Here is a 19,429-nt window from a genome sequence, read left to right on the forward strand (position 1 = left end):
ACTCCTTATCTAACGTTATGTGATTCCAATGACATGCATCAGGTAAACGACCAGCCATCCAGAACCGAATCCAATCAGACTGCCTGCCAGGCAATCAGTTGGGTAATGATATCCCCAATATATACGGGATAGACCGACCAGCGCAGCCAGGATAATTAGCAGTATCGTAGGCAGCGGAGATACCAGAAACAACAATGGTGTTATGACGGCAAAGATCGCCGTGGTGTGTCCTGACGGGAAGGAATAGTCCTTCAATGGAAAATTTCCAATCTTCACCTGCTCTAGAACCCGAAACGGACGATCTCTTCTGACGATCTTCTTGATGAGGACAACAATCAGATGGCTAACGGTTAAGGCAATGGCACTCTGATATGCCGTTATGTCCCATGCTTCAAATGCAGCCCAGGCGATGAGCAGTGCGCTCAGAATCGTAAAGGTGGCTCCACCGAGATGGGTAATGCCGCCGAACAGCCGATCAAAGGCTCTGTTGCTGATCGTCTGGTTGCACCAGACAAATATCCGGTGATCAAATCTTCGTAATCGCTCGATCATTCATTCTTCACCTGCCGTTACATCAACTGAATCTTTTGAACCCTGCACGACAGGGATTTCCGAACGTTTTTTCCTGCGTTTCTTGATAAAATGAACCGTCAGCCAAATTCCTCCAATCAGAGCACCTACGGACATCAAAATAATCGTAAGCACGCTGTCCACCATATTCTCTGCAGCACGGCCATATACGTAGAAGAGCACACCTACGGTATAGAACTTCACGGCGCGTCCGATCGCTGCGTAGGTGAGAAGTTTCCATAAGGGATAGCTCATGCAGCCGGATAGAATGGTGAAGATTTTAAAAGGAATCGGTGTAAACGCACCGACAAGAATTGCGGCTTCGCCATGCTTGGTAAACAAGGCGGTGGCGGAATCGTGCCATTTTTTCTTCATGACCTTGGTTAAGACCAAATTTCCGGAAGCCTTGCCAATTCCATAACCGATCGGCGTTCCGATCAAGCAGCCGACAAATCCGATCGAGGCGAGCCAGATCGCTCGGTCCGGACTCAATGCACTTAAAGACAATTGCGAGAAAAGTGCCGGAATCGGAAAAATAATCGCATCGATCATGGCATGAATAAATAATCCGATATCGCCTAAATTACGTAAAAAATCCATCAGGTCTTGTCTCCTCTGCTAGACTACACACTGGGCAATCCCTATACTGTGCGATATCGTGGGTCAAATTTATATCCGAAATCATCCGTTCACATTCCTCTCACATATCATGTTAATGTAAGAATATCATGATTGAAGAAAGATGACTTCCGTCTTCAGACGATAATCAACCTAGACTTAGGTCTAGATACTAATAGTAGATATAATATAGTAGATATAGTATAAACGAGTTTTATGATCAATAAGTTGAGTTTATAACCATTTGGACCATAAACAAAAAAAACAGCTTAGCCGCAATATGCGGCCAAACTGCCAAGCTCTAAGACCATGAACTATTCAAATTGACAAATTTGCGCGACCTCTCGGACCGAGTTCACCACATGATCGGCCTGCGATAAGTCCTGATTCCCCGAGTTCGGGTTCACGAAGCCTATGCAATTCATTCCAGCCGCCTTCGCTGCAGCAACGCCATGCCTTGCATCCTCAAGCACCATGCAATGCTCTGGATTCACTCCGAGCAATTCAGCCGCCTTAAGATACACATCCGGTGCCGGCTTCCCTTTCTCCACTTCTTCACCGCTCACAACGCATTCAAACTGATCCAAGAGATCGAACTTACGCAAGACGGCCGATATAAATACTGGTGGCGATGATGATGCAATAGCTGCCGGTATGTTACGTGCTTTAAGCTCCGCAAGGAGCTCCCGAATGCCATCTATAGGCTCCATTTCCCGTGAGGTGAGTATTTCAATTTTATTGGACAATTGGTATTCAATGATTTCCGAAACGGATTGAGCAAGCTGATGTTCATCTTTAATGGCTGCCCACATCTCCGGATTGGTCATGCCTACATACTTCTCCAGCTGTTCATGGGTTATCGCCGATCCGTAGTCGTTCATCACCTGAATATCGACTTCAAAGTGAAGCGGTTCACTGTCAATAATGACCCCATCCATGTCAAAAATAAATGCCTGTATCATGTTCATGCTCCTTTGTTGATATGTATTTTAGTTAACGCCAGATAATATCGAGTAACGTTCCCAGCACTCCGGTTTTATGGCCTCTGAGCACATCGGGATTGAATACTTCGACGAAACCGCATCGGGTACAGGATACAACAAGATCACTCAGATGAAATAATATCGTGCAGTTCCATAAGGGAATGGATCTCATACTTAGGTTGAATGGATGTCGGGTTTGGCTTGCGCAGTGGGTTATACCAGCAGGTATCAATCCCGTAATGGATGCCTCCTTGTATATCGGAAGTTAACGAATCGCCGACGATGAGAACTTCCTTCTTGTCGGGATGATTCAACTTATCGAATGCATAATCGAATATGCCTTCGTGGGGCTTCTGGGACCCAGCATCCTCCGAAACAATGATGCATTCAAAGGAATCGCATAACGGAGACCGGCTAATTCGGTTAAACTGCACTTCCTTGATTCCGTTCGTGATGATAGCCATTCGTTGGCCGCGTTCGGCCAGTTGACTGCACAGCTCTTCTGCCCCTTCCATCAGAAAGGAGCCTTGCCCTAGATATTTTATGTATATATCGCTAAAGGCATTGGCATCCAAGGCGCACTTGATGTTGTGTTCTGCCAACAGCCGGTCAAACCTGGCCGTACGCAAGTCACTTTGTGTAACCTTCCCCTGCTCGAAATCACGCCACAACTGCTGGTTAATGCGTCTGTATCTGTCTACGATGGCATCCGTGCACTCCTGATCAATCTCGCCAAAAACGCCGGACAACGCAAAAGCCTCCGATTTGGCATAGTCGTATAATGTTTCATCTGCATCAAATAAAATAACGTTGTAACGCACGGCTGCCCTCCTTCTCATGCTGCTTAACTTCAACGATTACCCTTCTGCTACCCAGCATATCATTTTATTCATTCTGACTCATCAAATCAATGCCCGGATGTCGAAGTTAATTTGGATTGTTGGTTCAATTCCTTAATCCTTTGCCTTTGTAGATGATCTAGACGATTTCTGTTACTCTTCACCAACTCTGTCAGACGCATGAAAATTAACAATAATATCGTAATGATTACACCTGCTGAGAACACCATCATTGCCCATTCGCCCACGCCCAAGAGCGTGATCAAAAGCAATTCCGTCACAATAAAGATTCCCGCTTCAAGGGCTAGCTGTTTCATATGGCCTCCCTAATTCTCATCGCATAAATTATAGTGATGATACCGTTCCTGCTCAAGTTCGATCTCGCCGATATAGGTAAACCCGCATTTTTGGATCACTTTATTGGAGGCATGATTATGAACGACGGCTAAAGCGCTTAGCTCGCGCTCGCTTGTATTCCGGAACAAGAACTGGATTAATGCCCGTACAGCTTGCGTAGTATATCCCTTATTATAATGCTGATTCGAGATTCCGTACATAATCTCTCGATTGGGCTGAGGCAGCTCTTCCTTAGGACCTGTATTGCACCAGCCGATACATTCGCCTGTTTCTTTTAAGACCATGGCTAGCCGCAGACGCAGCTTCCCCACGTCCCCGCCGTCATGAACGGTCTGCAAGAACTGCCGATTCTCCACAATTTCATAGTTGATTAACCATTCGAGCCGCTGTTCCCTGGGTACATCCCAACCGGGCAGGAACTGTCTGATCTCAGGTTCGTGCGTGATCTTAAAGATCGCATCAAGGTCTTCCACCATATATTCCCTGAGCAGGATGTCCTCACATTCAATTGTGAAGGGCATTCCTGGGGAATGGATACTTGTCTTGTTCAATATAGTCCTCCTGCATTCATTCGCTCGCTCATTTTCCCTGGCCCATGACGAGGGCTATTAACTGATCGGGCCGAGTATAAATATCATCAGGTTCAACGCTAAATTCTACGTTCTGTACGGTATCAAACCAATGCGCTCCAATGGTGAGCACCTGGGCTGATTTGCCTGCCGCTATATCGGCATCGCTGTCGCCGACAAAAACCACGTCCGATGTACTCAGACCGAGCAATTGAACGGCTTTGAATATCCCTTCCGGGTCCGGCTTGGAACGTTCAACCTCATCACCCGTGATAGTAGCGGCAAAAAAACCGTCCAGCTCCAGATTTCTAAGACAGATATCCAGGCACCTTCTGCTCTTGCCCGTAATAATGACCATGGGTATATGTAAATCCCACAACTTCGAGATTAGATTCTGGATCGATTCCGACACCTGTACATGCTTCTGAAAATCCTTCTCAAACACTTCGTAATAATATTCTACGGCTTCGTCAACATGGGCTGGGTTCGAGAGATATTTAGTTATAATCTCTTCCTCCGTTGGACCAAAGGTCTCCACGATTTCCGCATCCGTCAACGTTTTGCCTTCATATTTCAAGAAAACCGCCCGGAACGCTTTAAACGAAAGCGGCAACGTATCTGCTAATGTACCATCAAAATCAAACAGCACCGCCTGAATGGTGGACATACCTCGCTCCCCTTTCATCCTTTCCTTCAAGAACGACTATACACCATCCCACTCAGACTAAATTCATCCTCATCTGAATGGTAATCATCTTCTGATCATCATCTAACGTCGTAATACGGACATCGAAGGGCTCAAATCCAAGCTTATGATAAAAAACCAGCCCTCTGGAGTTGGTATTATGGCAGCTAAGAGAAAAGGTTGTCATTCCATATTTCTCTTTGGCTATATCCATCATGGTCTGTAACAGCTTCTGCGCGGCTCCCATTCCCCTATGCGACGGAGCAACGATAACATTGCCGAGCAGCAGAGATTGATCAACATCCTCATAAAAATTCGCATAAGCGACAACCTGCCCTGTAGATTCTTCAACAATAACCGTAGGATCATATCGATTTTCTAGCAAACTCAAGATTTGCTCCGGCGTCCAAGGAAACTCCGATCTGGGACTCACGTAAAACAGCTCCTCCGGCGTTTGAGGAAAGCTGCATATCGTTGATAAATCCTCGTCTGCCAGCGGCCTATGGGTGTACATATTACAAGCTCCTCCTTACTTCATATTTCGTGCAATATACATGCCTCTTCCAATCAAGCCTTGCGTATCATGCTCCACGTGAAGGCCCGCTTCCTGGAATGCCTTAATCATCTCATCCACGGTAAAGAGCCCCATACGATGCTCCTCCGTATAATGTTCAATTCCATGCTCGCTTCCAAACAAATACTCGAATTTCATGATCGAAATATTGCCTTCGCGGTCCGAATGGGACATCCTGCTGATATGGATCCCGCGACGCTCAGTCATGATCGCGTCCACTCTTCCGGCGGTCCAGACATCCGGTGTAAACCACGGCTCAACCAGAATGACACCCTCCTCGTTCAGATGCTCCTTAAACTGCGTAAGGGTCTGTACCAATAGATCCAGCGTTTTCACATAACCGATGGAGCTGAACAGACACAGGATCACATCATATTTCCGATCCAAGTGAAAACGGGTCATGTCGGCAACCGAATAATTTCCCTCAGGATTTTTTGACTTCGCTATCGAGACGAATTCGGGATTTAGATCAATACCATCGATTGCATAGAACTGCTTTAAGAACAAAGCATGTTCCGCAGTTCCACAGGCAACATCGAGCATGGTCCGGTAATTCTTGCCCTGTCCTTCAATATATTCCCGGACCAGGTGCGCCTCCTGCTTATAATCCTTAAGGCTGTAAATTACATCATAATATTTCGACGATAAATCAAACATGGATTCACCAACTTTCCGCATCGGATAACATCAACTCAAGCCGGGTCATCCGTGCCAGGCATCTTCCATGATTATACAACTGTTCATCAGATTGAGTAACCCCTTGTTCACATAAGCAGCGGATTCATCAATATCCATGATTTGGGTCGCATGTGCTTACCCTTCGATACGTTTGTGTCTGTACCAATAGGAATAAATCTCTTTGTACTGAAGACGATCATACAATCGGCTTGCAGCAAGATTACTCTGTACCACCTGTAAATAGCTGCTCGTGGCTCCATTCTTCTTGGCCCACTGCAGTATATGTAACAGTAACTGTTTGCCAAACCCGCGATTTCGACATGCCGGAGCCGTAACCAGATCATATATTCCTACAAAGCCCTGCTCCAAAGCTCCGATCCCGCATGCTACAGGTTCAGCTTGATCATATAGGATGAAGAATCCATACGGTATCACGGAATAGTTAAATAGCTTTCTTTTCACAGCCTTGTTTCTCTCGGAAATTCCGGTAACATCCCCGAGCACATTCAGCCATTCATTGGTTAGCTTTTCTTCGATCTTAACCTCCTCATGGGATGGAGGCTCAATATCATCCAAGTGATCCAACACTCTAAAGCTGGTAGGATCCTGTATGGTATATCCCCTGGATTCCAAAATAGGATCGAGTTCCTGCGGATTGAATGGTGTCATTTTAAATATGACGTCAAGCCCGGCCTTTACATATAAACGCTCACATTGTTCAATCTGGCCATAAAGGTCTATCGAAGGCTCTGTATAGAGAGCATGAATGGAGTTGGATCTCTTGGTATAACCGTCTGCAAATCGTAACAGCCATCCATGATGTGTCAAGGTTTGGAGCGCTGGCCAAGCGTTTAAGGTAAGCTCTTCGATTCTCTTATGCACGTATACCACTCCTACAACATGATAGGTATAAATATACGATAATACGAATTTTTACTCAATAAATAAAAATGTCTGCTTTCAACCAGAACTTCCACTTGGCTTCGATTGTTCGAATAACCGCCTATAATCTGAACAGAACAGGAACATCCACGAGCCTTCTTTTCCATATCATATGGTCTGCTCCGCTCCCCCAATGGTCCTGAAGGACATAATCGGGTTCACCTAGCTTCTTCTTCCAGATCTTCTGTGCTTGGGTGTATCCGCTATCCAAACAAAATTCGGTCATTCCTTTATTGAGAAGCGTAAGATACATGACATTTAACATTAAACTTCCGATCCCTTGCTGTTGGTAATCAGGATGAACAAATACCGTTCCGATTTCAACCACATCACGCCATTCACCATCAGTAGCTTCCCGGATCAATGCATTGGATGGTCCAAACTCGATGCAGCTCACAATGTTGTTGTCTAGCAGTCCGATGAGAAAGTATCTCTGCTCTCCGTGCGTATCAAAATCCGCGTTCAAGTACCTATTTTTGCTGTCGATCTCCTGCTCCATATCTTCAAGTAAATCTGATAAACCTTCTTTGGCAAAAGTATCGGTAATCACGAACCTGAAAAAATCATCCATGGCATCTATATCGCCGCGATTGGGTCGCCTAACTCCTACTTGAAGCATGAAAAGCCCCCCCTTGTACCTTCAATTACAATAGACTCACAGATTTTTGGTGTGTTTCATAACATGTGCTTTAATTTCATTCTTTTGTTCATCGGTTAGCTGGACGGGTTTCCATGTTTGGTCATCAGGGATGTGGATGGTTAGAGGCTGATCAAACTCCTGTTCGAGATTGTTTGTATCCTCCGTCTGTAGATTTTTCAATCGTTTATGACTCTGATCATATACCTTTGTTATAATAAAGTTACCATTGCTATCATAATAATCTTCAATCGCCCGTACTCGTGACTGAGTTTCCCCTCGATTGTCTTCATAATTGGTAATGGAATTCACTTTTTTATAACCTGCGGGTACAGAGAATCCATCTGCATTCATCATTATATTTTCAGCGATAAAAGCTTCAACATGCTCTACCTTTTCACCTTCGCTCTGACAGGAGCACAAAACCAATACCATCCAGACAGAACAGATCCATAAACCCAATCGAAGTTTATTCTTCAGAGCCACAACCTCCTATATATCCCTAAGTAATTGTATTTTCTTTTCAATTCAACCTCCATGTTCATGAATTCCCGATGGGATGAATAATGTGTTCAACTCGGCAGCTGTGTCCTGTATGAACGTTTCCACTTTATCTAAGGTAAAATAAATCAGCTCAACCTTCGGCTCATTACGTTCATCCAACAGCCACTCTAATTTGAGCGTTCGGTACTGCTCTACCTCTGACTTTTCAACAAAAAGAGGTATGGAATGTCCTGCCGAATCCTTAAGCTTATTCAAAATGGAGTCTGTCCAATGCTCTGATCGTTTCAATTCGAATTCAAGCTGGCTGACCTCCTGGTTGTATGTATATCTTATGTTTTCTTCGTCCTCTATGTTTTCTTGCTTAAAATCAGCGTACAACGACTGAACCCACCGTAAATCCGTGTAGATATGCGCAAAATAACCGTATATATATTCTCTCCAAGCCTTCTCCGGCTTCAGATTTAGATAATGCAGATAATTCTCCTTGATGAGATTTGCATCAGGCAGCCTTCCGTCATGTACCAGATGCGTAATCCCTTTCTGTTCTCTCGTGATCTTGCCTCTAACATGAATGGCATCCGGAGCGATGCTCCCGATCAGCAAGTACGGAGACGGCTCCGGTACGCCCAGCTGCTGGGCAACCGCAAAATGGACCATGGGCCACGGCATAGCGATAACCTCCTGAACTTATCGTAATTGTGAGAAAGACCCAGCGCCCCAAATGCTCCCATCTCAGGTCTGAGTCTTGATGATCGGTTTGTCTTATAAATCATTGTAGTATATACCTTTCGTTTCCATGCGTTTACTCCAAGCGTTCATTGCGGATAACCATATGTAGGTGGTCTTCCCAGACGCCGTTAATCTTCAGGTATTTAATAGCCAGTCCTTCTTCGTAGAAGCCTAGTCGTCTCACTACATTCAATGAAGCTTTGTTTCTTGGCATGATGTTAGCTTCCAACCGGTGTAACTCCAACGTATCAAAACAATAGGCGACCACAGCCTTTAGCGCTTCGGTCATATATCCTTTCCCCGTGTGAGCCTGTGCCAGCTTGTATCCCACATGTGCCGATTGAAAGACGCCTCGAACGATATTGCTGATCGAAATCGAACCGATGATTTCATCATCTTGATGCAGCCACACTTTAAACAGAGATCCGTCAGCTATGCTTCGACTCTCCGCAGCCAGAATCTCCGCCTGTTTATCGATGGTGTAGAACTCAGCTTCTCTAGCGGGCTCCCACACCTTCCAATGGTCATCGTTCTTGACTATAAAATCCACCACATCCGCTGCCCGATCCTGATCCACGGTCTTCAACTGCAGACGCGAAGTTTGTAGTGTAATGGACATGCAAAACTCCCCCTTGAACAGCTTAAACTGAAATCAGATCATACCATATTAGTCCCTTGGGATATAATGCCTTAGCTTTGATCGGGTAATTCCACGGGCTTTCCCCTCTGGCGTCAATCGGTATTCGAACTGCATAATCGTATCATGTGCAAAATAAATATATTCGACATCAGGCTCGTCCTTGAACACCACGACGACATAAAAGGGAGGCAGCTTAACGCCCCAGACGCCTTTTACCGACTGTATCTCATCCTTGCTGTAATGTTCTTCTTCTAGCAGGTAGGCATTCACCTTCTTAGCGTAGATCATTTTATTCGCCTGCACGTACACAAAGGGAGACAGAAGCACAAGAGCTAACAATACCAGTAATGCAATTCTGATTTTCTTCATTTTATTCCCTGCTATTTTCATAGATTAAAATGCCGTTTAACCTCTTCGTAGTTCTCCTGAATGCTTCTGCTTCCGTCCACGAAGATAACCTTGAATCCCCGATCCATGGCGTCCTGGGCCACATATGCCGCAAAGCCGATATCTCGTCCCATCCAATTCTGAAACGCGGTATCAGGATCATCACATTGATCCAGAATATCATGGATCCATTCCCGCTTCGCATAATGCTCCTTCTGGAAATCCGGTACCGGCACGACCCAGATCGCCTGATGAGGGCTGGATACCAGCTCTGCTACTTTTTCCGGCAAAAGCGCTGCACCCTCCACAATGATGGGGCTCGTATCCGGCATGGCCGATACATCATCCACAATCATCCGGAATTCCTCGCGATAAAACTCCAGTTCTTCATGAACCTGCTGCTCTACAGGTCGTGACCACAACGCATTCCAGGTCATATCCTTCAATCGGAACATGGTGGGAAACTCAGACGGATTGCTTGCGTTCACATGCTTCTCGTTGAACAAATCACATTGATAATAGGTGTAGCCATAATCTTTCGTGATCATTTCAGCAATCGTGGATTTGCCTGAACAGGGGGACCCCCCGATCCAATATACGTGGGAGTAGTCTTTTTTCTCGTTCATTATATAATCACGTCCCTCTGTCGCTATCTTGTCTTAACTCGTTTCGAATCTCCAGCAATACGTTCCAGATCGCCCTCAAATATGCCACAACGAATAAAAAGCCTACTATCAATATCAATGCGAGCATTTCCATCTTCACCCCACCTTACTGCTTGGACTGGAGACCTGCATTCAACCATATCTCTTCTATATGTAATCCCTCTTGCCTTCAGCGCTTTTTCGTATTCGCAGCGTATCAAACAATCGCCCTTCATCATCGATGGCGCGCACTTCCAAGCGATCCAACGTTACAACGACTTGCAGAAAATGAGGCACCGCCAAAGACTGCGAAGTATGCCATTCCCTCTTAGGCAGCAACCAGCCCGGCATGGCTCCGGCGCCGCCTGCTACGATGTACACGATGCCGTTGTCGTAATCCACGGTTCCTTGCGTCAATGGGTGGCTTCGCTCATATACAATCGTATGCGAGTTGATAACCAGATCCACGCCATACCGTTCAAATACCGGGCAAAGCTGCCGCAAATCCTCGACTTGATAGCCACCCGAAACATATGGCGGGTAGTGAAAATATACAATTTTCCACCTGCGATTGCTTGTTGAGAGCTCGCGTTCCAAGAAATCATACTGCGCATTTCCCGGACTCATTACGCCGGAGCTGCGAGGATAATCTTCTTTTCTGATCAATTCCGTGCTGTCCAAGCAGATGAAATGAGCGTCTCCGTAATAAAATGCGTAGAAATTCTTCGGTTCGGGAAAAGCAAACAGATCGTAATACCATGACGCGTTGTCCTCATGATTTCCCAGGCAACTGTAGATAGGTGTATCCACAAAAAAATCTCGTCCAGGCCCAAAGAAATACTTGTCCCAATCCTCAGCAAGCTTCCCGTCATGGACGACATCTCCTACAAACAAGGCGATATCGGGTCGATACTGCTTCATCCGGCTGAAAATTCTCTGATTTATACGTCCTCCCGACGAATCAAACCCGCTGTAACCCCCGGTTTCACTGGTCACTGTAAAAGAGAATGGCTCACCTTGTCCTGCTGCTGTCTTGAACATATAAAATCTTGAATCAATCTTATAGGATTCATGCTGGGTGTAGATCCTGTAATAATAGGTGGTTCCGGGCTCGAGACCCTCCACCGTTATTTGATGTATCCGTGTTGGAGACTCATTAGCGAAAGTACCGAATAGGTCAACAGGCTGCTTGTAGTTCCCTTGATGTCCGCTATGTATTCTCTCAGCAAGTAGAACATCTACCCTGGAAGTTGCAGGGAGAGACGTTTCCCACATCACGGTCATAGTGTGTTCGGTCGGGTTTTGCAGGTACGGCCCTTTCATAATGGAAAGCATGTTCAGCCTCCTTCGTTCCTATTTTTCGGGAAATTATGGTAGCACGATCTCACTTCCTCTCTAATTATAACTATCCTTTCAGCTAAAAAGTTACGCTAACCTTACATTCACGCCAATGTCCTACATAACGAAAAGAACCGGCAAAAACCCCCGGTTCTTAGTGAAATTTATGATAACCATACCCTCTTGTACCCTGAACTTAGCCTACCACAGCATCCAGTTCCGTCTCACGCTGTTCATGTTCGGGGACTAACACCTCGACCACGACTCTAGTCGGCACGCAGATGATCTGCTGGTAGGGTTCCGAAATAAATCCCATATCCAGTGCAATTCTCCTCGGGGCATCCGAGTATATCATCTGGATCCCGTAGTCGTACACTTTCAGGGTGTTGTGTCCAAACTTGGTCTTAATATCAATGATACGTTCGTCCCCGGTCAGTGGGACGGTTTCGTATTCTTTGCCATTCACCGTAATCAAGGCCTGCAGTTGTCCCTGCTGGTAATCCACATGGCTATGCTTCCACCATTGCAGACCCGTGAAGGAGCCAAGGATCAGGATCAAGGCAAACAGGATCATATCTCCGCGTCTTAATCTGGACAACATGCTCCCTCCTGACATGCACAGTCTTTGGAACCCAAGTATGAACGATGTGCAAAGCCATCGAAATGAATTTTGTCACATTCGTTATCCACTTCAAACGGCTTGTACAAACTGAAAAGGAACCTTTTCTTTTGTCCATTGAGTCCGGAACAAGCATCCGCTATGATGTTTTTAACGAGAATGATTATCATTATCTCTAATATTTTTGAAAACCGTTGTGGAGGAGAAACCATGAAACCTACTAAAAAATTGCCCATAACTATCAGCATCCTTGCATTGATGAGTCTCATGTTGATGGCATGCAATGGAAGCAGCCCCCCTTCTTCTATGAAGCAGGGAACGGCAGGAACTGCTATTCAGCCAACCGTCAGCCCTAACGACTCCCCCCCATCCGATACTGGCTCGGAAGATGCTATGCGTTCCTATACGGATTATAAAGGACACAGTGTTGATATCCCCGTATCGCCAAAGCGCATCATATTCTCCGGTGAAACTTTCAGCGATTTATTGGTCTTGGATGTCCAAGTAATCGGTACCGATATGAACCGGATGAAAGGGGCCGTTTATGAAGACAGGATTCAAAATGTGGAAGACATTGGATTTCCGACCAGCTTCGAGAAGGTGCTCGCACTCAACCCGGACTTGATTATCGTGGCGAACCCAGACGAGACGGCATACGAACAACTGTCCAAGATAGCACCCACGCTTATGTTTGATACATTTGCTCCTTTGGAGAAGCGTTTGCCGGAGCTTGGCGATATTCTCGGCAGAAAGGCGCAAGCTGAACAATGGGTAACCGATTATGAGGCTAAGGCAGATGCCATGTGGCAGCAACTGCAATCCGTCGGCATGAAACCCGATGAGACAGCCTCCGTCTTCACGTATTATCCGGGGGACCGGCTCTTTGTCATGGCCAGCACGGGCTTATCTCAAGAACTCTATCATCCTAACGGCTTTAAGCCCACGCCAAATATTCAACAGTTGCTGGATGAAGACAGTGGATTCAAGGAGATCTCGATGGAGAACCTTCCCGAGTTTGCCGGAGACAGAATCTTTATCCTGAATCCGGTTCAGCCCGAAGCTCAGAAATCCACACAAGACATGATGAACAGTCCGATCTGGGCTAGCCTTCCTGCTGTCAAGGATGGGCATGTGTATACCATCGACATTGCTAAATCCGGTAGTGACGCAGCTACAAGGGAATGGTTACTTCAAGAGCTTCCGAATATGATAACCGAATAACTGACCATCTGTATGAGACAGTTCAATACTTACCTATTGAATTGTCTCGTTTTTCTATTTACAATTATCGATATTGATTATCATTATCATTAAGATTATGGAGTTGTTGCCATCATGAAGGCGAATCCCTTTCAGATCCCCTATCGTTCCTTAACTTATCATTTAGTGGATGCGGATAGCCGAACGGAGTCCATCGGATGGACATCGGGTAGTTTGACGTCGAACTCCCATACCTTGTTAATCTTTGCCAAAGGTAAAGGCAGTCTGCATATCGATCAACATGTCCTCACGATTACGCCTGGCAAGTGTTATTTACTGTGTCCCGGCACCACTTATCAGGTTCATAACGGAACGGACAACGCCATTCAATACTCCACGCTTGCCTTCGCGGTCATTCAAGTTGGTGAACAGCAGCATACAACATACAAAGACGAACTCATTCCGGGGAAGTTTGAATTATGTGCGTATCCTAGTTCTCATTTGCTCCGGCTGATTGAATCGTTACATTCTAACGGTGAATATTCATCTAATATCCACTGGGTGCAGCAGCATGCCAAGTTTCACGAATTGCTCGTCTTTTTGCTTCAGCAAAATATTCAGGCAGACCGTGAACCAACCTCTGTGCAAGCCGTAGAGAGCGTTATTCAATATGTTGACGAGCACTACATGTATCCTGATCTGACGGTAAAACAACTGGCGGAGATGGCCGAATTATCGACCTGGCGTTTCACGCACATATTCCAGGAACGAACCGGGAAAAAACCTCTGCATTACTTAACCGACTTGCGCATTAATCGCGCCAAAGAACTTCTAGCGCAAAGGAATGAACCGCTGCGAAACATCGCCCAAGAGATTGGATACACGGATGAATACTATTTCAGCCGCCGTTTCCGCCAGATTACGGGGATGTCACCGAAGCAATTCGCCGAACGCATGGACGTCAGTAAACGCGTAAACGACTGGACCGGACATGAAGTCGATATTCCGTCGGTACCAAATCGCATTCTGTATTACGGCGAAACTTTCGGTGATCTGCTCGCGATCGGAATGCGGCCAATGGCAGGCAATTGCCTGACCAATACCCATAACCAGCAGGCTGATATTCAATATGCTCTTGATATAAGCCATCGGAAAAATTCGATTGAAACCATGGAATGGAAACCGGATTTGATCATTTTGGCCCATGCCGATGAAAAAGAATACCGATGGTTCTCCAAAATCGCCCCTACTGTCACATTCAATTCCTTCGCTCCTCTCGCCCATCGTTTGCATACGCTTGGCGATTGGCTCGGAAGAGCGCATGAGGCGGATCAATGGCTCAATTGGTATCGAACCAGGACGGATAACATGTGGAGGGAACTGCAGCAAGCCATGAAGCCTAGCGAAACCGCGTCCGTCTTCGTATATGACCATGGATCCCGTCTCTTCGTTATGGGAATGTCCGGTCTGTCAACAGGTCTATATCACGCGCGTGGATTTCAACCGCCGGAGCCTATTCGCAAGGTGCTGAACGACGGGTTGGGTTATAAGGAAATTTCGACTGAGGAGTTGCCCTTCTTCGCCGGTGACCGTATCTTTATGCTTATACCGGGCAATGCCGTATCCAGGCAAGCTGCGGAAGACATGATGCAGTCCTCGCTATGGGACAACCTGCCGGCTGTCCGGAACGGCCTTGTTCATGTGTTGGGGGCAGAACGCTGGAACTACGGAGATGCCCGAACGCTGGTAAAGCTTCTGAACCTGCTGCCTGAACTATTATTGTCTACGTCCACTTCTAAAAACCGCCTTATAGTTTCTCAATAAGCAATACATGGAAGTATACGAAAGCCATTCATCCTATCCCTTAAAATAATCCGTTCCGCCACAACTTCATCCGCCAGCAGGTAGCGAATAATCGCGAGTATACTTTAGGCTTATGAGTAGCAATGTTCACAACGTAATGTTGCTTCAAATAGGAACGATAGGAGGAAACAATAGAATGGCTAGAATCCGGATCGGCATGTTCTTCAGCGTATTTGTCGCCATGGTCGGATTAATGATCATCGCTCCCGTTATGCCGCCCTTGATCAGAGAATTGGGATTAAGCGAGACGCATTCGGGCTTGATCATATCCCTGGGCTCTATCGCAATGGCCGTCATGGGACCGGTATGGGGAAATTTAAGTGATTCCAAGGGCAGGAAGCCTGTCATTGTATTTGGTTTTATCGGCATGTTCGTCAGTTATATGTTATTCACTGCGGTTATGTACCTGGGTCTTCATGATAGAATCTCCGGTGCGCTGCTTATCCTTCTGCTCATTGTTACTCGGGCTATGGTGGGTTTCTTTATTCCGGCTGTTCCCTCTTCAGCTCAGGCGTATATCGCCGATGTGACCGACGAGAAAGGGCGCTCCGCCGGAATGGCACTTCTTGGCTCGGCTAACGGCTTAGGCTTAGTATTGGGTCCTGCTATTGCCGGCGGGTTTGCGCTCATCAGCCTGATCGCCCCGCTGTATGCTGGCGCCCTTCTACCGGTAATCGCTGTGGTTGCTGTACTTTACCTTGTCCCTGCCACAAAACCGGTCATTCAGCAGAAGGCCCCCCGTGTGAATCCGTTCCAAAAAGGAGTTTGTCTTTATTTATTTGCGGGCCTGGCCACCATGCTGGGCATCATTACGGTGCAAGTCATCGGCGGGTTTTATTATCAGGATCAGCTCGATCTGACGACCCAGGAAACAGCCCGTATGATCTCCCTCAGTTTGATGATTAGCGGAGTCGCCATGATTGTCACGCAGGGCCTGCAGATGAAGAAACTCAAATGGCCGCCAAAAGCGATGATTCTGATCGGCGCTGTACTGCTTATGGCCAGTATGCTGCTGCTGCTCTTCACCGGAAGCTTGATAAGCTACTTCATCGCATTCTTCTTATTCGGTGTGGGCACCGGGTTGATGATGCCGGGATTTATGGCAGGCGCTTCGCTTGCGGTTAGCCGCGAGCAGCAAGGCGGCGTAGCCGGCCTGGTGTCTGCCGTTCAGGGCATTGCTGCCATGATCTCCCCGATTCTCAGCACGACCCTCTATCGAGTGGACAAACATATCCCGTTTGCGCTGATCGGGATCATTGTCCTTCTGATGGCATTGGTTGTGCTTGGAACACGGGATCAGCCCCTCTGCGAATGATGCTTGATTCGACGACTTAAACAAAATAAGGCGTCCCCAAACGGGGAGGCCTTATTTCGATCACAAGAAAGTTAAACGAATTCGTGTAAATCTCTGTATCAGTAGTACTTCTTAACTTCAGAAGGGCTGACACCATAGGTTTGGCGAAATGTCTGCGAGAATGCACTCACATTGCGATAACCTACGGCCAAGGCTGCCTCGGTCACGTTAGCCTCCCCGCTATGCAATAATTCCATCGCCCGCTCCATCCTGACCTTCCGGATGAACCCATATACGGTTGTCCCGTAGCATTGCCTGAAGCCCATCTTAAGTTTATAATCATTCAGCCCAATTTCTCTGGCCAGCTCCAGCAACGAAGGCGGTGAAGCATATCTCGACTCCAGAATCCCATGAGCGAGGCATAGCTTGCGTACATCAGCCGCTGATAGCCCTTCAGGCAAGGATTCATGACCGAACAGCTGCTGGATCGTTCGATCCAGCAGTTCATAGGCTGTACCTTCAACAAGCAGCATGGATCGCATGGGCTGACAAACATCATGAATCAATCTCTTGATCAGTTCTTGTTCATAGGAGCTGAAAGACAAGTGGATTTTTTGAAATTCGGAAACATCCAGCAGCTGCCTGAAATGATTCTCTTCACGTCCTGCAGTCTGGGCCACCGCAAAATTAAACAGGGAGACAGGAATGCCAAGCGAGAAAGACTGATGCCGCTCTTGGTTCGGTAGCGCAAAGCGAACGTCAATATCCTCCATCAACAGCAGGGCGCTTGTCCCACGGTCCAGGGTGCGATCCTTTCCGCCAATATGGATATGCCGTTCTCCGCTAAAATTGAACTGAATCTCGATCATCGGCTCTTTCGATTGAAACCGGTTCGTAAACCGGCGATGATATTGATAATCCGAATAGCATATCTGTAGGCCGCTATAGGTCCGCAAGCGGTAGAAGCCACCTTCTCCCGCAGATGGAGCGAGCATATAGGCATTGCTGCCGGACTTTTGAATATTTAAAGTGGCAAAATAAGCATCATAGATCATCTGCAATGATTCCGAGCAGCTGGAAGCTGCCGAAAAATCCGGCTGCATACCGGGCACCTCCCACCTTGGATTACAATGTTGATTTCATCATGAATTGCATAAATCACATACCTTATTCTTCTATCAATACAGCTCCGTTGACCTGCATGCACAGATCACATACCGCCCATAGACTTGGGCTCCCTGATAACACCAATCTCGGCCGATATAAGGGTGCACATATTGCGAGATGCAATCCTGACACTTGGCTCGATGTCCTACTGGATCACTCGTATACCACCACCCGGAAGGATAAGGACATAGACCTTTGCAATCGTTAATCACCGTCTTGGGTGTGCAAATAATATAATCGGACGGACAGGAAGCATCTGCGCCGCAGCCCGAGCAATATTGTCCATGCGGAGGCCGGCAGGGCCCCGCAGCAAACGAGATTTTGACAATATCGTCATCATCGGGCCGGACCAATACTTTGGCAAGCGTCTCGGCCGTTTTTTGCGCAAATTTATTCAGTAGCGACTTCCGATTCATCTTCCGGGTAACCCGGCTGATCAACACCTGCGTCTCTTCGTCCTTGTTCTCCGGCTTCCGCCACATACTCTCACCTCATCTTAAGAAGCCCTTGATGCTTTCGCGTACGCTTCAAGTTGTTCCCGACTGTTGACCAATCCCTTATGCCGGATGACGCCGTTCATATCCACCGCATAGGCATAGGGGGTGACCTGCACATCCAGATGATTCGCAAACTCCGAACTTACGATCAGCACCTCATCGTCATAAGCCATTTTTCGGACATAATCCGATGCTAAATCCACGGACGAGAATAACAAAAGAATGGGTTTCACGTTATTCATCTGGGCGATCCGCCTAAAATCAGGCAAAATATCGGCGCATTCCTTACACGTCGGCGATCCGAACAGCATGAGGGAAGGCGTGCCAATCAGCTCGCTCGTGGACCACTCGGCTCCTTGCAAGGTCGTCGTTGTGGCCCCGGGTATTTTTTTGCCGACCGGAATGCCGGACTGATTCACGCCTCTCGCGGTACCCATCACCATAATCCCCAACTGCCGGAACAGGACCAGGTTCAGAATGACCAACGGTACGACCAGAATCCACAGCATGGTATATGAGATCCAGAAGAACGTGTCCATCGCGGCCTCCTTACAACCTTTTTATTTTGGAAATATGTGTTGCGGCAATCTCTCGGTACATTCGGATCGCGTGCAGCGCATCCGGAACGCCTATGATGATAAACAGCGATAGCAGCAACATCATCCCCTCCATAAGCAGGCCGGTAACAGCGAAAGAGTGACTATGCGCAAACCAGACAGGATGGCTGTAGGCCAATCCCATGAGACCCATCGCCAGATTGAACCCAATCAATGGAAAGCCAAGCTTGGAGTTGATCTGAGGTCCGAGGCAGCCGCAGTCCACCCTTCCTTTTTTCCGGATGAAATAAGCGACGCCCAAGCCCTGAACGAAATAGAGTAAAGAGATGCCCCGGAAGCTGAGCCGCGATGGAAAACAATATACCATGGTAACGGACAGGACTTGCAGTAGGGTGAGCAGAACATGCAGACGGGCACTTCCGGGGAAAAGATCGGGGTCACCGAATACACGGCTCCAGCCAAAGCTCACCACCGACAACAGCATGGGCAGAGTAACGGATATCGCGAGCAAATCGTACATGGGTCCCTATGCTCCTTT

The 19,429-nt window shown here is 47.0% G+C and carries 27 protein-coding genes; 3 read left to right on the forward strand and 24 right to left on the reverse strand.

Annotation, left to right across the window (positions count from 1 at the left end):
* Positions 1–15: 15 nt before the first annotated feature.
* From MKY48_RS19585 to MKY48_RS19680, 20 genes are all read right to left on the reverse strand, one after another.
* Positions 16–552: a phosphatase PAP2 family protein gene (locus tag MKY48_RS19585; protein ID WP_339290449.1), complete on the reverse strand. Its 537-nt coding sequence runs from the start codon at positions 550–552 to the stop codon at positions 16–18.
* Positions 553–1,170: a VTT domain-containing protein gene (locus MKY48_RS19590; protein ID WP_215162567.1), complete on the reverse strand. Its 618-nt coding sequence runs from the start codon at positions 1,168–1,170 to the stop codon at positions 553–555.
* 332 nt (positions 1,171–1,502) lie between these two features.
* Positions 1,503–2,150, reverse strand: coding sequence for an HAD family phosphatase (locus MKY48_RS19595; protein WP_076321831.1), 648 nt, complete (start codon positions 2,148–2,150; stop codon positions 1,503–1,505).
* A gap of 31 nt (positions 2,151–2,181) precedes the next feature.
* Positions 2,182–2,343 carry a zinc ribbon domain-containing protein gene (locus MKY48_RS19600; protein WP_144023430.1) on the reverse strand — a complete coding sequence of 54 codons (162 nt, stop codon included), beginning with the start codon at positions 2,341–2,343 and terminating at the stop codon, positions 2,182–2,184.
* The gene (locus tag MKY48_RS19605) at positions 2,294–2,992 is read right to left on the reverse strand and encodes a YjjG family noncanonical pyrimidine nucleotidase (protein WP_339290452.1); all 699 of its coding nucleotides are present in this window, start codon (positions 2,990–2,992) and stop codon (positions 2,294–2,296) included. Before MKY48_RS19605 ends, MKY48_RS19600 begins: the two co-directional genes overlap by 50 nt.
* 86 nt (positions 2,993–3,078) lie before the next feature.
* Entirely contained in the window at positions 3,079–3,327 is a 249-nt protein-coding gene (locus MKY48_RS19610) for a hypothetical protein (RefSeq protein WP_339265647.1), read from the reverse strand.
* A gap of 9 nt (positions 3,328–3,336) precedes the next feature.
* A complete protein-coding gene (locus tag MKY48_RS19615; RefSeq protein WP_339273577.1) occupies positions 3,337–3,888 on the reverse strand; it encodes a GNAT family N-acetyltransferase in 552 nt (183 codons plus the stop codon).
* Positions 3,889–3,946: 58 nt separating this feature from the next.
* A complete protein-coding gene (locus tag MKY48_RS19620) occupies positions 3,947–4,603 on the reverse strand; it encodes an HAD family hydrolase (RefSeq protein ID WP_339265648.1) in 657 nt (218 codons plus the stop codon).
* Positions 4,604–4,655: 52 nt separating this feature from the next.
* Complete coding sequence (locus tag MKY48_RS19625) at positions 4,656–5,135, reverse strand: GNAT family N-acetyltransferase (RefSeq protein ID WP_339265650.1); 480 nt, start codon at positions 5,133–5,135, stop codon at positions 4,656–4,658.
* 15 nt (positions 5,136–5,150) lie between these two features.
* On the reverse strand, positions 5,151–5,852 hold the full coding sequence (locus MKY48_RS19630; protein WP_339265651.1) for a class I SAM-dependent methyltransferase: 702 nt from the start codon (positions 5,850–5,852) through the stop codon (positions 5,151–5,153).
* A gap of 156 nt (positions 5,853–6,008) precedes the next feature.
* The gene (locus tag MKY48_RS19635) at positions 6,009–6,755 is read right to left on the reverse strand and encodes a GNAT family N-acetyltransferase (protein ID WP_339265653.1); all 747 of its coding nucleotides are present in this window, start codon (positions 6,753–6,755) and stop codon (positions 6,009–6,011) included.
* A gap of 121 nt (positions 6,756–6,876) precedes the next feature.
* Positions 6,877–7,434 carry a GNAT family N-acetyltransferase gene (locus tag MKY48_RS19640; RefSeq protein WP_339265654.1) on the reverse strand — a complete coding sequence of 186 codons (558 nt, stop codon included), beginning with the start codon at positions 7,432–7,434 and terminating at the stop codon, positions 6,877–6,879.
* Positions 7,435–7,470: 36 nt separating this feature from the next.
* Positions 7,471–7,938, reverse strand: a complete 468-nt coding sequence (locus tag MKY48_RS19645) for a hypothetical protein (protein ID WP_339265655.1) — start codon at positions 7,936–7,938, stop codon at positions 7,471–7,473.
* Positions 7,939–7,980: 42 nt separating this feature from the next.
* Complete coding sequence (locus tag MKY48_RS19650) at positions 7,981–8,625, reverse strand: hypothetical protein (protein WP_339265657.1); 645 nt, start codon at positions 8,623–8,625, stop codon at positions 7,981–7,983.
* Positions 8,626–8,758: 133 nt separating this feature from the next.
* Positions 8,759–9,304 (reverse strand): GNAT family N-acetyltransferase, encoded by a 546-nt coding sequence (locus MKY48_RS19655; RefSeq protein ID WP_339265659.1) that lies wholly within the window; start codon positions 9,302–9,304, stop codon positions 8,759–8,761.
* 48 nt (positions 9,305–9,352) lie between these two features.
* Positions 9,353–9,694 (reverse strand): DUF3139 domain-containing protein, encoded by a 342-nt coding sequence (locus MKY48_RS19660; RefSeq protein WP_339265660.1) that lies wholly within the window; start codon positions 9,692–9,694, stop codon positions 9,353–9,355.
* 17 nt (positions 9,695–9,711) lie between these two features.
* On the reverse strand, positions 9,712–10,338 hold the full coding sequence (locus tag MKY48_RS19665; RefSeq protein ID WP_339290456.1) for a hypothetical protein: 627 nt from the start codon (positions 10,336–10,338) through the stop codon (positions 9,712–9,714).
* A gap of 7 nt (positions 10,339–10,345) precedes the next feature.
* Positions 10,346–10,471 (reverse strand): hypothetical protein, encoded by a 126-nt coding sequence (locus MKY48_RS19670; RefSeq protein ID WP_339265664.1) that lies wholly within the window; start codon positions 10,469–10,471, stop codon positions 10,346–10,348.
* 53 nt (positions 10,472–10,524) lie between these two features.
* On the reverse strand, positions 10,525–11,691 hold the full coding sequence (locus MKY48_RS19675; protein WP_339265666.1) for a metallophosphoesterase family protein: 1,167 nt from the start codon (positions 11,689–11,691) through the stop codon (positions 10,525–10,527).
* Between the two features lie 199 nt (positions 11,692–11,890).
* Entirely contained in the window at positions 11,891–12,292 is a 402-nt protein-coding gene (locus tag MKY48_RS19680) for a NusG domain II-containing protein (protein ID WP_339290458.1), read from the reverse strand.
* Positions 12,293–12,523: 231 nt separating this feature from the next.
* Between MKY48_RS19680 and MKY48_RS19685 the strand changes: the two genes are divergently transcribed.
* From MKY48_RS19685 to MKY48_RS19695, 3 genes are all read left to right on the forward strand, one after another.
* Complete coding sequence (locus MKY48_RS19685; protein ID WP_339265669.1) at positions 12,524–13,534, forward strand: ABC transporter substrate-binding protein; 1,011 nt, start codon at positions 12,524–12,526, stop codon at positions 13,532–13,534.
* A gap of 114 nt (positions 13,535–13,648) precedes the next feature.
* Entirely contained in the window at positions 13,649–15,337 is a 1,689-nt protein-coding gene (locus tag MKY48_RS19690) for a helix-turn-helix domain-containing protein (RefSeq protein ID WP_339265671.1), read from the forward strand.
* A 175-nt stretch (positions 15,338–15,512) separates the two neighbouring features.
* Positions 15,513–16,691, forward strand: a complete 1,179-nt coding sequence (locus tag MKY48_RS19695) for an MFS transporter (RefSeq protein WP_339290461.1) — start codon at positions 15,513–15,515, stop codon at positions 16,689–16,691.
* A gap of 98 nt (positions 16,692–16,789) precedes the next feature.
* On the opposite strand, the gene MKY48_RS19700 is transcribed toward MKY48_RS19695, so the two are convergent.
* The 4 genes from MKY48_RS19700 to MKY48_RS19715 form a co-directional block, all read right to left on the reverse strand.
* Positions 16,790–17,773 carry an AraC family transcriptional regulator gene (locus MKY48_RS19700; RefSeq protein ID WP_339265673.1) on the reverse strand — a complete coding sequence of 328 codons (984 nt, stop codon included), beginning with the start codon at positions 17,771–17,773 and terminating at the stop codon, positions 16,790–16,792.
* A 75-nt stretch (positions 17,774–17,848) separates the two neighbouring features.
* On the reverse strand, positions 17,849–18,319 hold the full coding sequence (locus tag MKY48_RS19705; RefSeq protein ID WP_098746226.1) for a hypothetical protein: 471 nt from the start codon (positions 18,317–18,319) through the stop codon (positions 17,849–17,851).
* A gap of 14 nt (positions 18,320–18,333) precedes the next feature.
* Entirely contained in the window at positions 18,334–18,873 is a 540-nt protein-coding gene (locus tag MKY48_RS19710; RefSeq protein WP_339265677.1) for a methylamine dehydrogenase, read from the reverse strand.
* Between the two features lie 10 nt (positions 18,874–18,883).
* A complete protein-coding gene (locus MKY48_RS19715) occupies positions 18,884–19,411 on the reverse strand; it encodes a hypothetical protein (protein WP_339265678.1) in 528 nt (175 codons plus the stop codon).
* Positions 19,412–19,429 lie beyond the last annotated feature (18 nt).

This window comes from Paenibacillus sp. FSL W8-0187 (assembly GCF_037969755.1).
Classification (GTDB): Bacteria; Bacillota; Bacilli; order Paenibacillales; family Paenibacillaceae; genus Paenibacillus_AQ.